Raw genomic sequence first — 13,080 nt, forward strand, 5'->3', positions numbered from 1 at the left:
CGGCCGCCTTTTTCATTCCATGCACCTTCAAGACATTCTTTATTCCCAGGGTTTTGGCACGCGGCGCGTGTGCGCGGGCCTGATCCAGCAAGGCCACGTGGCCATCGCCGGCAAGACCGCGGACGATCCGTTCGCCGACCTCGATCCCGAAGGCCTGCTGTTCACGGTCCAGGGCACCGAGTGGGCGTACCACGAGAAGGCCTACCTGATGCTGCACAAGCCGGCCGGTACCGAGTGCTCGCAGAAGCCCTCGACCTACCCGAGCATCTATACGCTCCTGCCTTCTCCGCTGCGGCTGCGGCCCAACAAGGGCGCAGTGCAGGGCGTGCAGGCCATTGGGCGGCTCGACCAGGACACGACCGGGCTCTTGCTGCTGACCGACGATGGCCAGTTCATCCACAAGATGGGCTCCCCCAAGCACCATGTGCCCAAGGTGTACGAGGTCACGGCCAAGCATCCGATCGACGAAGCCCAGGTCGCCAGGCTGCTGGCCGGCGTGGTGCTCGACGACGATCCCAAGCCCGTTCGTGCGGCCGCCTGCGAGTCGGACAGCCCGCTGCAGCTGCGGCTCACGCTCACCGAAGGCAAATACCACCAGGTCAAGCGCATGCTGGCGGCCGTCGGCAATCGGGTCGAAGGCCTGCACCGCTCGCGCATCGGGCAACTGGTGCTGCCCCCGGACCTTGCGCCCGGCCAGTGGCGTTGGCTCAGCGCCGAACAGGTTGCGGCGCTGCGTGAAAAAACACCGGGATAGGCCATTGCTAACCTGCCGGTCAGCCAGCCGTTAGGTCCGGACGTTGATAATCGACAGCACTCTTCCGGAACTTCTCCCTTGCGATTCCTTGCCCGACCGAACGGCCGCCTGGCGGCCTTCTTTTTTTCCTGCCTGACGGTCTGGGCGGCCCAAGCCGCCGGCGCAGCGCCTGCGGAACCCCCGCCGATCTTCGTGCTCAACTCGCTGGATGCCAGCGTCAGCGTGATCAATCCGGCCGACTGGTCCGAGAAGCAACGCATCGCCACCGGCAAGGAGCCGCACCACATCTACATGACGCCGGACGAAAAGTCGGTCATCGTGGCCAACTCGGCGGGCGATTCCCTGACCTTCCTCAACCCCCGCACGGCCGAAGTGCAGCGCGTGGTCTACGGCATCATCGATCCCTACCAGCTGCAGTTCTCGCGCGACATGAAGTGGTTCGTCACGGCCGGCAACCGGCTCAACCACGTCGACGTCTACCGCTGGGATGGCAAGGACCTGAAGCTTGCCAAGCGCATTGCCACCGGCAAGACGCCCAGCCACATCTGGATCGACGGCACCAGCACCATCGCCTACGTGACCATGCAGGACAGCGACGAGCTCATTGCGGTCGACCTGGCCACGCAGACCGTTCGCTGGCGCATGGCCACGGGCCCCATGCCGGCTGACATCTTCGGCGTGCACGGCGACAAGACCCTGCTCGTCGGCCTCACGGGCAGCGACGGCGTGCAGGTGTTCGACGTGGCGGGCGCCGAGCCCAAGCTGGTCGGCAAGATCCCGACCGGCAAGGGCGCGCACGCCTTCCGTTCGGCCGGCGACGGCAAGAGCGTCTTCGTGAGCAATCGGGTGGCCAACACCATCAGCCGGATCGACCTGGCGACGCTCAAGGTGAGCGCAACGTATGCCGTGCCCGGCGGGCCCGACTGCATGGACGTGTCGGCCGACGGCAAGACCCTCTACGTCACCTCGCGCTGGGCCAAGAAGCTCAGCGTGGTCGACCTGGCGACCCAGAAGGTCGTGCGCCAGGTCAACGTCGGGCGTTCGCCGCACGGCGTCTGGACGCTGGACCATGCGAAAAGAATCTGAGGGGGCGGGTCACAGCCGGCTTCGCGGGCTGTCCGGCATCGTTCTTGCGGTCGCATGCGCCGCCATGCCCGCCGCCTGGGCGCAAGGCGCCTCCTGCGAAAAACCGGTCTACCTGACCTTCGACACGGGCCACATGGGCGTCGCACCGCTGGTGGCCGATGTGCTCAAGCGCCAGAACGTCCGCGTCACCTTCTTTGCGGCCGCCGAGCGCACGCAGACCGATGGCGACAGCCTCGACAGCCAGTGGGCGCCGTGGTGGAAGGCCCGGGCGGCAGAAGGCAACGAGTTCGCCTCGCACACCTACGACCACGCATACTGGCGCGGCGACCTCAAGGGCGTCGAGCCGAGCTTCCGCATCAAGCCTTCGGCCGGCGCACTCGCGGGCCGCGAGTTCACCTGGAGCGCCGCCGAGTACTGCGCCAACATCGCCAAGTCGTCGGAGCGGCTGGCCCTCATCACCGGCAAGAAGCCGCTGCCGCTCTACCGCGCGCCGGGCGGCAAGACTTCGCCGCGGCTGCTCGCGGCAGCCAAGGCCTGCGGTTTCGAGCATGTGGGCTGGTCGCCGGCCGGCTTTCTGGGCGATGAACTGCCGAGCGATAAATTCAGCAACGAGAAGCTCCTGGCGCAGGCGCTGGAGACCATCCGCCCCGGCGACATCCTGCTTGCGCACCTGGGCATCTGGTCGCGCAAGGATCCATGGGCGCCGGCCAACCTCGAGCCGCTGATCGTCGGACTCAAGGCCAAGGGTTTCTGCTTCGAAACCCTGCGCCAGCATCCGCAATACCGCGCCTGGATCGCGTCCCACCCCTGAGGCATCTGCCGTGATCGATTGGTTGACGGACGCGTTCTCCGCGCTTCAGGCCTGGTTCTTCGAGATGGTGATCCAGCCGCTGGTCTATGCGGTCGGCCTTGGCGGGTGGACCGAAGACGCCTTCGATGCCACCGGCTGGCTGCTGGTCGGGCTGATCCAGGTGGTGGTGCTGCTTGCGGTCATCGGTCCGCTGCAGCGCTGGCGCGCCGTCGAGCCGGTCACCGACCGCCGCGCCATCCGCATCGACATTCTCTATACGCTGATCCATCGCCTCGGCTTGTTCCGCCTGGCGATGTTCTTCACGCTCGAGCCCTTGTTCGACGAGGCCATCGGGAGCCTGCGCACTGCGGGCTGGGGCACCTTCCATCTCGACGAGGCTTGGCCCGGCGTGACCGACGTGCCGTGGGTCGCGTTTGCGATCTACCTCGTGGTGCTCGACTTCGTCGGCTACTGGATCCACCGCGGCCAGCACCGGTTCAACTGGTGGTGGGGACTGCATTCGCTGCACCATTCGCAGCGCCAGATGACCATGTGGAGCGACGATCGCAACCACCTGCTGGACGACATCGTGCACGACACCCTGATCGTCATCGTGGCGCAGCTGATCGGCGTGGCACCGGGCCAGTTCATTGCCTTCGTGGCCTTCACGCAGCTCAGCGAAAGCCTCCAGCATGCCAACCTGAAGCTCGGCTTCGGCGCCATCGGCGAGCGGCTGTGGATCAGCCCGCGTTTCCACAGGCTGCACCACAGCATCGGCCTCGGCCATGAATCGCACGGCGCAAACACACTGGGCGGGCACAACTTCGGCGTGCTGCTGCCGTGGTGGGACATGCTCTTTCGGACCGCCAACTTCGAGGAGCGCTACGACCCGACCGGCATCCGCGACCAGGTCGAGCCCGGTGCCGATGGCAGGGTGCGCGACTACGGCAGCGGCTTCTGGACCCAGCAGTGGCTCGGCCTGAAGCGGATGGTTGGCCGCGGCTGAGCGCCGCCGACCACCGGGCCGGTTATCCTTCGCACCCAATGCGCCTGCTCCTCGACTCTTTCTGGCGCGCGGTCGCCTATTGCATGCTGCCGCGCGTGATCGTGCTGTCGCTGCTGCCCCTGGGCCTGATGGTGTTGCTGGCCGCAGGATTCGGCTATTTCTTCTGGGACGCCACCGTGGCCTGGACGCGCGAGGCGCTCGATGCCTGGCCCTTGCTGTCGAGCTTCTGGGGCTGGATCGGCCGCCTGTTCTCGGGCGACGCCACAGCCGTGCTCGCGCCGCTGGTGGTCGTGGTCGCCGCCACGCCGGCCATCGTCGTCGTCTCGCTCTTGATCGTGGCCGGCCTCATGGCGCCCCCGCTCACGGCCCTGGTGGCGCTGCGCCGCTTTCCTGCGCTCGAACGCAAGAAGGGCGCTTCTTTCTTCGGCAGCGTGGCGCGCTCTCTCGCCGTGACCGTGCTCGCGCTGGTGGCGCTGGTGGTCTCGATGCCGCTGTGGCTCATTCCGCCGCTGGTGCTGGTGCTCCCGCCGCTGATCTGGGGCTGGCTCACCTACCGCGTGATGAGCTTCGATGCGCTGGCCGAACATGCAAGCCCCGAAGAACGGGCCACCATCCTGCGAACCCACCGGCTGCCGCTCCTGTGCATCGGCGTGCTGTGCGGCTACCTGGGCGCCGCGCCCAGCATCGTCTGGGCATCGGGCCTTTTGTTTGCCGCCGCCTTCTTCGTGCTGGTGCCGCTCGCCATCTGGATCTACACGCTGGTGTTTGCTTTCTCCGCACTCTGGTTCGGCCACTACTGCCTCGATGCCCTGGCGCAGTTGCGTGCACAGCGTGGCGCCTCTGCCGCGGCAACCGAAGGCACACCCGCCCTCGAGGCCGACCAGGCCGTTCTTTCTCAGTGGAAATCCCCATGACCCGCGCATTCGGCCTGATCGTTGTCGGCGACGAAATTCTTTCGGGCAAGCGTGCCGACAAGCACATGCCCAAGGTCATCGAACTGCTGGCCGCGCGCGGCCTGCAGCTCGGCTGGGCCGAATACGTGGGCGACGAGCCCACGCGCATCACGGCGGCGCTGGGCCGGGCCTTTGCGTCGGGGGACATTGTCTTTTCAACCGGCGGCATCGGCGCCACGCCCGACGACCACACGCGGCAGTGCGCCGCCAAGGCGCTTCGCCTGCCACTCGAACTGCATCCCGAGGCCGAGTTGCTGATCCGCGAGCGCATGCAGGACACGGCGCGCGAGCAGGGCATTGCCTACGAGCCCGACCGGCCCGACAACATCCACCGCCTCAACATGGGTGTGTTCCCGAAGGGCGCGACGATCATCCGCAACCCGTACAACAAGATTCCGGGCTTCAGTGTCGATCACGTCCATTTCGTGCCCGGGTTTCCGGTCATGGCATGGCCGATGATTGAATCGGTGCTCGACAGCCGCTATGCGCACCTGTTCACCAGTGGGCAGGGCACCGAAAAATCCGTCATCGTCTTCGGTGCCATGGAAGCCACGCTCACACCGTTGATGGAGGCCATCGAAGCGGCGCACCCGGGCATCAAGGTGTTCAGCCTCCCGAGCGTCGACCATCCCGAGTACGGCCGGCACATCGAGCTCGGTGTCAAGGGGGATGCCGCCCGGCTCGACGCCGCCTATGCGCAGCTGATCGAGGGCCTGCACGCCTATGATGCGAGGCTTGGCCCGGAATTGGTGCGGCCCTCTTGAATGCACCAAAACAGTGATTCCACGCCTTTTTTTGGGGTTTGCCGCCCGCGCCGGAGCCAGTTCCGAACGGGCGACAATGGCACAGAAACTGCATCCCTCGTCCCTGTATTCCTAACCACCATCCAACTCAGGAGAAACTGATGGCAAAGACCGTCGCCGATGTACTCAAGCTCGTCAAGGAAAACGAGGTCAAGTTCATCGACTTCCGCTTCACCGACACCCGCGGCAAAGAGCAGCACGTGACCGTGCCCGTCTCGGCTTTCGATGAAGACAAATTCACCTCGGGCCACGCGTTCGACGGCTCGTCCATCGCTGGCTGGAAGGGAATCGAAGCTTCGGACATGCAGCTCATGCCCGACCCCAACACCGCCAACATCGACCCCTTCTTCGAAGAAACGACGCTGATCCTGACCTGCGACGTGATCGATCCCGCCGACGGCAAGGCCTACGAGCGCGATCCGCGTTCGCTCGCCAAGCGCGCCGAGGCGTACATGAAGGCATCGGGCCTCGGCGACACCGCCTACTTCGGTCCGGAACCCGAATTCTTCGTCTTCGACGGCGTCCGCTGGAAGAACGACATGTCGGGCTGCTTCGTCAAGATCGACTCCGAAGAAGCCTCGTGGAACACCGACAAGGAATACGAGCACGGCAACACGGGCCACCGTCCGGCGGTCAAGGGCGGCTACTTCCCGGTGCCCCCGGTCGACAGCTTTCAGGACATGCGCTCCGAGATGTGCCTGGTGCTCGAATCGCTCGGCATCCCGGTCGAAGTGCATCACCATGAAGTGGCCAACGCCGGCCAGATGGAACTCGGCACCAAGTTCAGCACGCTGGTCCAGCGCGCCGACTGGGTCCAGCTGCAGAAGTACGTGATCCACAACGTGGCCCACGCCTACGGCAAGACCGCCACCTTCATGCCCAAGCCCATCGTCGGCGACAACGGCTCCGGCATGCACGTGCACCAGTCGGTCTGGAAGGACGGCAAGAACCTGTTCGCCGGCGACGGCTATGCAGGCCTGTCGGACTTCGCGCTGCACTACATCGGCGGCATCATCAAGCACGCCCGTGCCCTGAACGCCATCACGAACCCCGGCACCAACAGCTACAAGCGCCTGGTGCCCGGCTTCGAAGCCCCGGTGAAGCTGGCCTACTCGGCCAAGAACCGTTCGGCCTCGATCCGCATCCCGTTCGTGGCCAACCCGAAGGGCCGCCGTGTCGAAGCACGCTTCCCCGATCCGCTGATGAACCCGTACCTCGGCTTTGCCGCACTGCTGATGGCCGGCCTCGACGGCGTGGAGAACAAGATCCATCCGGGCGAAGCCGCCAGCAAGGACCTGTACCACCTGCCGCCGGAAGAAGACGCGCTGATCCCGACCGTGTGCCACAGCCTCGACCAGGCCCTGGAATACCTCGACAAGGACCGTGCGTTCCTGACCAAGGGCGGCGTGTTCACCGATGCCTACATCGACGCTTACATCGAGTTGAAGATGCAGGAAGTCACGCGCTTCCGCATGGCGACCCACCCGGTGGAATTCGACATGTACTACTCGCTCTAAGGGCGAACCCCTGAGGGGGAATCAAGACAAAAGGACGGCTTCGGCCGTCCTTTTTCGTTGGTGCGGAACATCTTGTCACCAACACGGTCGAATTGCGGGAAAATGCACCTTTGACGCGCCACCACCGATATTCATGAAGATTGCCTCACTGATTTTTCTGGCTGCATCGCTCGCTGCCTTGCCCGCGCTCTCCCAGGAGCGCGTGTGGCGCTGCGGCAATGAATACACAAACAACGCGACCGTCGCGCAGCAAAAGGGCTGCAAGGTCCTGGAAGGCGGCAACGTCACCGTCGTGCAGGGCACCAAGCCTTCGGGCGGCGGTTCCGCGAGCAGCGGTTCCGGGCAGGCTGCTGCGCGCACGCCGGCTGGCAGCCCGCGCGTGGAGGGTGTCGACCAGCGCGCCCGCGATGGCGAAGCCCGCTCGGTGCTCGAGTCCGAACTCAAGAAGGCCGAGGCCCGCCAGGCCGAGCTGCAGAAGGAGTTCAACAACGGCGAGCCCGAGAAGCAGGGCAGCGAAGGCCGCAACTACCAGAAATACCTCGATCGCGTGGCCGAGATGAAGGCCGAGCTGGCGCGCAACGAGAGCGACATCGCAGGCATCCGCCGCGAACTCGGCCGCCTCCCGGCCAGGCAGTAAGCCATGGTGTTCGGGAAGAAGGCGACTGGCGCCGGCCTGCGCTTTCAGTCCTTCGACCTGCTGTCCACGCTCATCGCGGTCGTCAGCACCAACGGCTCGGTGCTGTTTGCCAACGCGGCACTCGAAGACGCGCTGGGCACCTCGCGCCGCACGCTCGAAGGCTCACAGTTCGGAGCCTGCTTCCATGAGCCGCAAGTGCTGCGCACCGCCATTGACGGTGCACGCAGCAACGACTTCGCCACGCTGCGCTACGAGGCGTTCCTGCGCCGCGTCAACCACGAACTGATGCCGGTCCAGGTCACGCTGGCGCAGGGCGACAAGGCGGGCGAACTCATCATCGAGATGTCGCCGCTGGAGCAGCAGGTGCGCCAGGACCGTGAAGAACGCCTGCTCGACCAGGCGCAGGCCAACAAGGAACTCATCCGCAACCTTGCGCACGAAATCAAGAACCCGCTGGGCGGCATTCGCGGCGCGGCGCAGTTGCTGCAGATGGAGGTCGAGTCGCGCGACCTCATCGAGTACACGCAAGTCATCATCCACGAAGCCGACCGGCTGCAGACGCTCGTCGACCGGCTGCTGGCACCGCACCGGCGCCCGCACGTGGTGGGCGACGTCAACATCCATGAGGTGTGCGAACGCGTGCGCTCGGTCATCCTCGCGGAATTTCCGCGCGACCTGCACATCGAGCGCGATTTCGATCCGTCGATTCCCGAGTTCCGCGGCGACCGCGAGCAACTCATCCAGGCCACCCTCAACATCGTGCACAACGCCGCGCAGGCCCTGGCCGAGCGCCGCGCGGCGGGCGATGCGCAGATCACTTTCAGGACGCGCATCGCCCGGCAGGTCATATTCAACAAGCAGTGGTATCGATTGGCACTGGAATTGCATGTCATCGACAATGGACCGGGTGTGCCGGACACGATCAAGGACCGCATCTTCTATCCGCTCGTATCGGGGCGGGAAGGCGGGACGGGGCTGGGATTGACGCTCGCACAAACCTTTGTGCAACAGCATCACGGCGTGATCGAGTGCGACAGCGTCCCGGGCCGGACCGATTTCAAGATATTGATACCGCTGCCCTAGCAGCCACGGCAACAAGGAGATGCATGAAGCCGATCTGGATAGTTGATGACGACCAATCGATCCGCTTCGTGCTCGAGAAGGCCTTGCTGCGCGAAGACTTGCCCACGCGCAGTTTCACCAACACGCGCGAGGTGCTCGCGGCCCTCGAGCTCGCCGAAGACGACGATCAGCAGGGCCCCCAGGTCCTGGTGAGCGACATCCGCATGCCCGGCGGTTCCGGGCTCGACCTGCTCGACAAGATCAAGGCCAAGCACCCGGGCCTGCCGGTCATCATCATGACGGCCTTCTCCGACCTGGACAGCGCCGTGTCCGCGTTCCAGGGCGGCGCCTTCGAATACCTGCCCAAGCCCTTCGACCTGCCGCGCGCGGTCGAGCTCATCCGCCGCGCCGTCGACGAAAGCCAGCGCGAGGAAGTGGCCGAGGAGCGCATGGTCGCCGCGCCGGAAATGCTCGGCCAGGCGCCCGCCATGCAGGACGTGTTCCGCGCCATCGGCCGGCTCTCGCAAAGCAACGTCACGGTGCTCATCACCGGCGAATCGGGCTCGGGCAAGGAGCTGGTGGCACGCGCGCTGCACAAGCATTCGCCGCGTGCCAACGGTCCCTTCGTGGCCATCAATACCGCGGCCATTCCCAAGGACCTGCTCGAGAGCGAACTGTTCGGCCACGAGCGCGGCGCCTTCACCGGCGCCCAGACCATGCGGCGCGGCCGCTTCGAGCAGGCCGAGGGTGGCACGCTCTTTCTGGACGAAATCGGCGACATGCCGTTCGATCTCCAGACGCGCCTCTTGCGCGTGCTGAGCGACGGGCATTTCTACCGCGTGGGCGGCCACAACTCGGTCAAGGCCAACGTGCGCGTCATCGCGGCCACGCACCAGGACCTGGAGCAGCGCGTCAAGCTCGGCGGCTTCCGCGAGGACTTGTTCCACCGCCTCAATGTGATCCGCCTGCGCCTGCCGGCCCTGCGCGAACGCGGCGAGGACGTGCCTGCGCTCACGCGCCACTTCCTGCAGGTGAGCGCGCGCCAGCTCGGCGTCGAACCCAAGCGCATTTCCGATGCCGCATTGGCCAGGCTCGCGGCGTTCGGCTTTCCGGGCAACGTGCGCCAGCTGGAGAACATCTGCCATTGGCTCACCGTCATGGCCCCGGCGCAACTCATCGAAGCCAAGGACCTGCCGCCCGAAGTCATGGCCGCGGCAGCCGGCGCCCAGGCCCAGGCCGCGGACGCGACCGGTGCGGCAATGCCTGTGCAAGCCGCGCCGCAGTTTTCACCGTCGAGCCCGGAGCGCGAAACACTCCCGGCCGGTGCCCCTTCGGAACCCGCCGAAGGCCTCGTCGGCGCAAGCAGCTGGGAGAGCGGCCTCGAAGTCGAGGCCCAGGCCCTGCTCGCAGCTGGCCGCACCGACGTCTGGGACGTGCTCTCACGCCGCTTCGAATCGCGCCTGATCCTCACCGCCCTGGCCAACACCCGCGGCCGCCGCATCGAAGCCGCCCAGAAGCTGGGCATCGGCCGCAACACCATCACCCGGAAGATCCAGGAACTGGGTATCGAGTAGTGCCGCGGCGTGCGGACTGGGGGCGAGCTGTTATCTGCTTCGCTGGCCGAGCGTGAGCGAGTCCAGCTGGAAGTTTCCGCTCTTGTCCCAGAGCCAGGTGTCCACGTACGTGTGGCCGCCCAGGCGTCCCGGGCTGGGGAGCGGCGATGCCGCCTTGATGAGCTCCGCGATCTTCGGAGGCACCTCGGGTGCATGGCTCGGCACGCGGCTGAACGTCACGTTCTTCACGTTGCCGTTGGCGTCCAGGTCGGTCTCCACCACCACCACCGCGTAGACGAGCGGGGGGATCTTCCCCTTGTAGATGCGCTGCGGATAGGCGTTGTAGATCTGGCGCGCCCCGGTCTTGCGGTAGGCCCGCACGGCCGGTGTCTGCGCGGTGATCAGGCGAACGGTCGGGACTTCGGACCGGGGGCTGGCCACTTCGTCGGGGGCCGAGGTTGCCGCCTTGCCGCTGTCGGTCTTTTCCGCCGGCTTGAACGCCGAACAGCCGGCGAGCGCCATCGCCGCGGCAAGGATTGCAAGTGCGCGCATGTTCATCATGGTCATCAGACGGTTTGATCGAGGTCGAGTACCACGGGAGCGTGGTCGCTTGGCTTTTCCCACTTGCGCGGCAAGCGGTCGATGATGCAGCCTTTGGCGCGCGGCACCAGCGGCTCGCTCACCAGGATGTGATCGATCCGCAGGCCGCGGTTCTTCTGGTAGCCGAGCATCCGGTAGTCCCACCACGAGTAGCTTTTCTCAGGCTGCTCGAAGAGGCGGAAACTGTCGACCAGCCCGAGCTGCAACAGCGCCTTGAATTGCTCGCGCTCTTCGGTGGTGTGGTGGATGGTTTCGGCCAGGCCGATCGGGTCATAGCTGTCGCGGTCTTCCGGCGTGATGTTGAAATCGCCCACGAGCACCAGGTTCGGGTGCGCCGCCATTTCGGCGCGCAGCCACTCGCGCAAGGCGCGCAGCCAGCCCATCTTGTATTCGAACTTCTCGGTGCCGGGCGCCTGGCCGTTGACGAAGTAGCCGTTCACGACCCGCAGCGGACCCGACGGTGTTTCGATGGTGGCGGCAATCACGCGCGACTGGTCGTCGGTGAAGCCGCCGATGTTCTTCACCACGTCGCGCATCGGCGCCAGGCTCAGGATGGCGACGCCGTTGTAGGTTTTCTGGCCGAACACCGCCGCCTCGTAGCCCGCCGACTTGAGCACGTCGAGGGGAAACTTGTCGTCGCTCATCTTGAGTTCCTGCAGGCACAGCACGTCGACCGGGTTGGCGATCAGCCAGTCGAGCACGTGCTGCAGGCGCGCGGTGAGGGAGTTGACGTTCCAGGTGGCAATTTTCATGAAGATGCGAAGTGGTGGCTATCGGCCGCAAAGGGACGCCAGCTTAGCAAAACCAGTCGAAAAGCCTGGTTACACGGGCGCCAGGCAGGCTGGCGAAGCGTGCACTTTTCGGAGGATCAAGCCAGCGTATAAGCCGTCTTCACCGTGGTGAAGAACTCCTGCGCATACTTGCCCTGCTCCCGCGGCCCGTAGCTCGAACCCTTGCGCCCGCCGAACGGCACGTGATAGTCCACCCCCGCCGTGGGCAGGTTCACCATCACCATGCCCGCCTGGCTGTGGCGCTTGAAGTGCGTCGCATGCTTCAGGCTCGTGGTCGCGATCCCCGCCGACAGGCCGAACTCCGTGTCGTTGGCCGTGGCCAGCGCCTCTTCATAGTCCTTCACCCGGATCACGCTCGCGACCGGCCCGAAGATCTCCTCCTTGTTGATGCGCATCGCCGCGGCCGATTCGCTGAAAAGCGCCGGCGACATGTAGTAGCCGTCCGTCTCCAGCTTCAGCAGCTCGCCGCCCGCGGCCAGCGTGGCCCCTTCGCCCCGGCCGATGGCCACGTACTCCAGGTCCTGGTCCAGCTGCGACCTGGACGACACCGGCCCGATGTCCGTGCCCTGCGCCAGCGCATCGCCCACCTTGATCCTGGCCATGCGCGTCTTCATCGCCTCGATGAACTTCGGATAGATGCCCTCGGTCACGATCAGCCGGCTGGACGCCGTGCAGCGCTGGCCGGTGGAGTAGAAGGCGCTTTGCACGCTCAGCTCCACCGCCTGGGCCAGGTCGGCGTCGTCCAGGATCACCTGCGGGTTCTTGCCGCCCATCTCCAGCTGCACCTTCTTGTGGTTGGTCACGCACTGCACGGCGATGTTGCGCCCCACGCCCACGGAGCCGGTGAAGCTGATGGCGTGGATGCCGGGGTGCTCGACCAGGGCGTTGCCGATGACGCTGCCGCGGCCCATCACCAGGTTGAACACGCCCGCGGGGATGCCCGAGCGGTGGATGATCTCGGACAAGGCCCAGGCGCAGCCGGGCACGAGGTCCGCGGGCTTCAGCACCACGCAGTTGCCGAAGGCCAGGGCCGGGGCGATCTTCCAGGCCGGAATGGCGATGGGGAAGTTCCACGGGGTGATGAGGCCGACCACGCCCACGGGCTCGCGGGTGATCTCCACGCCGATGTGGGGGCGCACCGAGGGCAGCAGTTCGCCCGACAGGCGCAGGCACTCGCCGGCGAAGAACTTGAAGATCTGGCCGGCGCGGGTGGCTTCGCCGATGCCTTCGGCGCGCGTCTTGCCTTCTTCGCGGGCCAGCAGGGTGCCCAGTTCTTCCTTGCGCGCGAGGATCTCGGTGCCGATCTTGTCCAGGGCGTCGGAGCGCGCCTGGATGCTGCCGGTGGCCCAGGCGGGGAAGGCGGCAGTGGCGGCGGCCACGGCGGCTTGGACGTCGGCGGCGCTGCCCTGGGCGTAGTGGCCCAGCACGTCGCCAAGGTTGCTGGGGTTGACGTTGGGGCTGTAGCTGGCGCCGGCGCGCCATTCGCCGTTGATCAGGTTGTCGTGGTTTTGCATGGGGTGTCCTTTGT

General features: G+C 65.9%; 13 protein-coding genes. 10 read left to right on the plus strand and 3 right to left on the minus strand.

The window, feature by feature from the left end; translation table 11 throughout:
* The first annotated feature begins 19 nt into the window (after positions 1-19).
* From ABID97_RS09900 to ntrC, 10 genes are all read left to right on the plus strand, one after another.
* On the plus strand, positions 20-754 hold the full coding sequence (locus ABID97_RS09900; protein ID WP_354398333.1) for a pseudouridine synthase: 735 nt from the start codon (positions 20-22) through the stop codon (positions 752-754).
* 78 nt (positions 755-832) lie between these two features.
* Complete coding sequence (locus ABID97_RS09905; RefSeq protein ID WP_354398334.1) at positions 833-1,840, plus strand: YVTN family beta-propeller repeat protein; 1,008 nt, start codon at positions 833-835, stop codon at positions 1,838-1,840.
* A gap of 64 nt (positions 1,841-1,904) precedes the next feature.
* Complete coding sequence (locus tag ABID97_RS09910; RefSeq protein ID WP_503012811.1) at positions 1,905-2,651, plus strand: polysaccharide deacetylase family protein; 747 nt, start codon at positions 1,905-1,907, stop codon at positions 2,649-2,651.
* A gap of 10 nt (positions 2,652-2,661) precedes the next feature.
* Positions 2,662-3,636: a sterol desaturase family protein gene (locus tag ABID97_RS09915; RefSeq protein ID WP_354398336.1), complete on the plus strand. Its 975-nt coding sequence runs from the start codon at positions 2,662-2,664 to the stop codon at positions 3,634-3,636.
* 38 nt (positions 3,637-3,674) lie between these two features.
* The gene (locus tag ABID97_RS09920; protein ID WP_354398337.1) at positions 3,675-4,550 is read left to right on the plus strand and encodes an EI24 domain-containing protein; all 876 of its coding nucleotides are present in this window, start codon (positions 3,675-3,677) and stop codon (positions 4,548-4,550) included.
* A complete protein-coding gene (locus ABID97_RS09925) occupies positions 4,547-5,353 on the plus strand; it encodes a competence/damage-inducible protein A (RefSeq protein ID WP_354398338.1) in 807 nt (268 codons plus the stop codon). Before ABID97_RS09920 ends, ABID97_RS09925 begins: the two co-directional genes overlap by 4 nt.
* A 140-nt stretch (positions 5,354-5,493) precedes the next feature.
* Positions 5,494-6,909, plus strand: a complete 1,416-nt coding sequence (glnA, locus tag ABID97_RS09930) for a type I glutamate--ammonia ligase (RefSeq protein ID WP_012746775.1) — start codon at positions 5,494-5,496, stop codon at positions 6,907-6,909.
* Between the two features lie 133 nt (positions 6,910-7,042).
* Positions 7,043-7,546 carry a hypothetical protein gene (locus ABID97_RS09935; RefSeq protein ID WP_354398339.1) on the plus strand — a complete coding sequence of 168 codons (504 nt, stop codon included), beginning with the start codon at positions 7,043-7,045 and terminating at the stop codon, positions 7,544-7,546.
* Between the two features lie 3 nt (positions 7,547-7,549).
* Positions 7,550-8,629 (plus strand): nitrogen regulation protein NR(II), encoded by a 1,080-nt coding sequence (gene glnL, locus ABID97_RS09940; protein WP_354398340.1) that lies wholly within the window; start codon positions 7,550-7,552, stop codon positions 8,627-8,629.
* Between the two features lie 23 nt (positions 8,630-8,652).
* The gene (gene ntrC / locus ABID97_RS09945; protein ID WP_354398341.1) at positions 8,653-10,182 is read left to right on the plus strand and encodes a nitrogen regulation protein NR(I); all 1,530 of its coding nucleotides are present in this window, start codon (positions 8,653-8,655) and stop codon (positions 10,180-10,182) included.
* A gap of 30 nt (positions 10,183-10,212) precedes the next feature.
* Here the strand turns inward: ntrC and ABID97_RS09950 are convergent, their stop codons facing one another.
* The 3 genes from ABID97_RS09950 to ABID97_RS09960 all read right to left on the minus strand — a co-directional run bounded on the left by ABID97_RS09950 (position 10,213) and on the right by ABID97_RS09960 (position 13,066).
* Positions 10,213-10,713: a hypothetical protein gene (locus tag ABID97_RS09950; RefSeq protein WP_354398342.1), complete on the minus strand. Its 501-nt coding sequence runs from the start codon at positions 10,711-10,713 to the stop codon at positions 10,213-10,215.
* 14 nt (positions 10,714-10,727) lie between these two features.
* Entirely contained in the window at positions 10,728-11,513 is a 786-nt protein-coding gene (xth, locus tag ABID97_RS09955; protein WP_354398343.1) for an exodeoxyribonuclease III, read from the minus strand.
* A 116-nt stretch (positions 11,514-11,629) separates the two neighbouring features.
* The gene (locus ABID97_RS09960) at positions 11,630-13,066 is read right to left on the minus strand and encodes an aldehyde dehydrogenase family protein (protein ID WP_354398344.1); all 1,437 of its coding nucleotides are present in this window, start codon (positions 13,064-13,066) and stop codon (positions 11,630-11,632) included.
* Positions 13,067-13,080: the final 14 nt, after the last annotated feature.

Origin of the sequence: Variovorax sp. OAS795 (assembly GCF_040546685.1) — a bacterium.
Lineage (GTDB): Bacteria > Pseudomonadota > Gammaproteobacteria > Burkholderiales > Burkholderiaceae_C > Variovorax.

Coding starts and splice junctions, on each gene's coding strand:
- ABID97_RS09935 (WP_354398339.1), top strand. CDS start 7,043: ATGAAGATTGCCTCACTGATTTTTCTGGCTGCATCGCTCGCTGCCTTG.
- ABID97_RS09925 (WP_354398338.1), top strand. CDS start 4,547: ATGACCCGCGCATTCGGCCTGATCGTTGTCGGCGACGAAATTCTTTCG.
- ABID97_RS09950 (WP_354398342.1), bottom strand. CDS start 10,713: ATGCGCGCACTTGCAATCCTTGCCGCGGCGATGGCGCTCGCCGGCTGT.
- ntrC (WP_354398341.1), top strand. CDS start 8,653: ATGAAGCCGATCTGGATAGTTGATGACGACCAATCGATCCGCTTCGTG.
- glnL (WP_354398340.1), top strand. CDS start 7,550: ATGGTGTTCGGGAAGAAGGCGACTGGCGCCGGCCTGCGCTTTCAGTCC.
- ABID97_RS09960 (WP_354398344.1), bottom strand. CDS start 13,066: ATGCAAAACCACGACAACCTGATCAACGGCGAATGGCGCGCCGGCGCC.
- ABID97_RS09910 (WP_503012811.1), top strand. CDS start 1,905: ATGCCCGCCGCCTGGGCGCAAGGCGCCTCCTGCGAAAAACCGGTCTAC.
- ABID97_RS09900 (WP_354398333.1), top strand. CDS start 20: ATGCACCTTCAAGACATTCTTTATTCCCAGGGTTTTGGCACGCGGCGC.
- glnA (WP_012746775.1), top strand. CDS start 5,494: ATGGCAAAGACCGTCGCCGATGTACTCAAGCTCGTCAAGGAAAACGAG.
- xth (WP_354398343.1), bottom strand. CDS start 11,513: ATGAAAATTGCCACCTGGAACGTCAACTCCCTCACCGCGCGCCTGCAG.
- ABID97_RS09920 (WP_354398337.1), top strand. CDS start 3,675: ATGCGCCTGCTCCTCGACTCTTTCTGGCGCGCGGTCGCCTATTGCATG.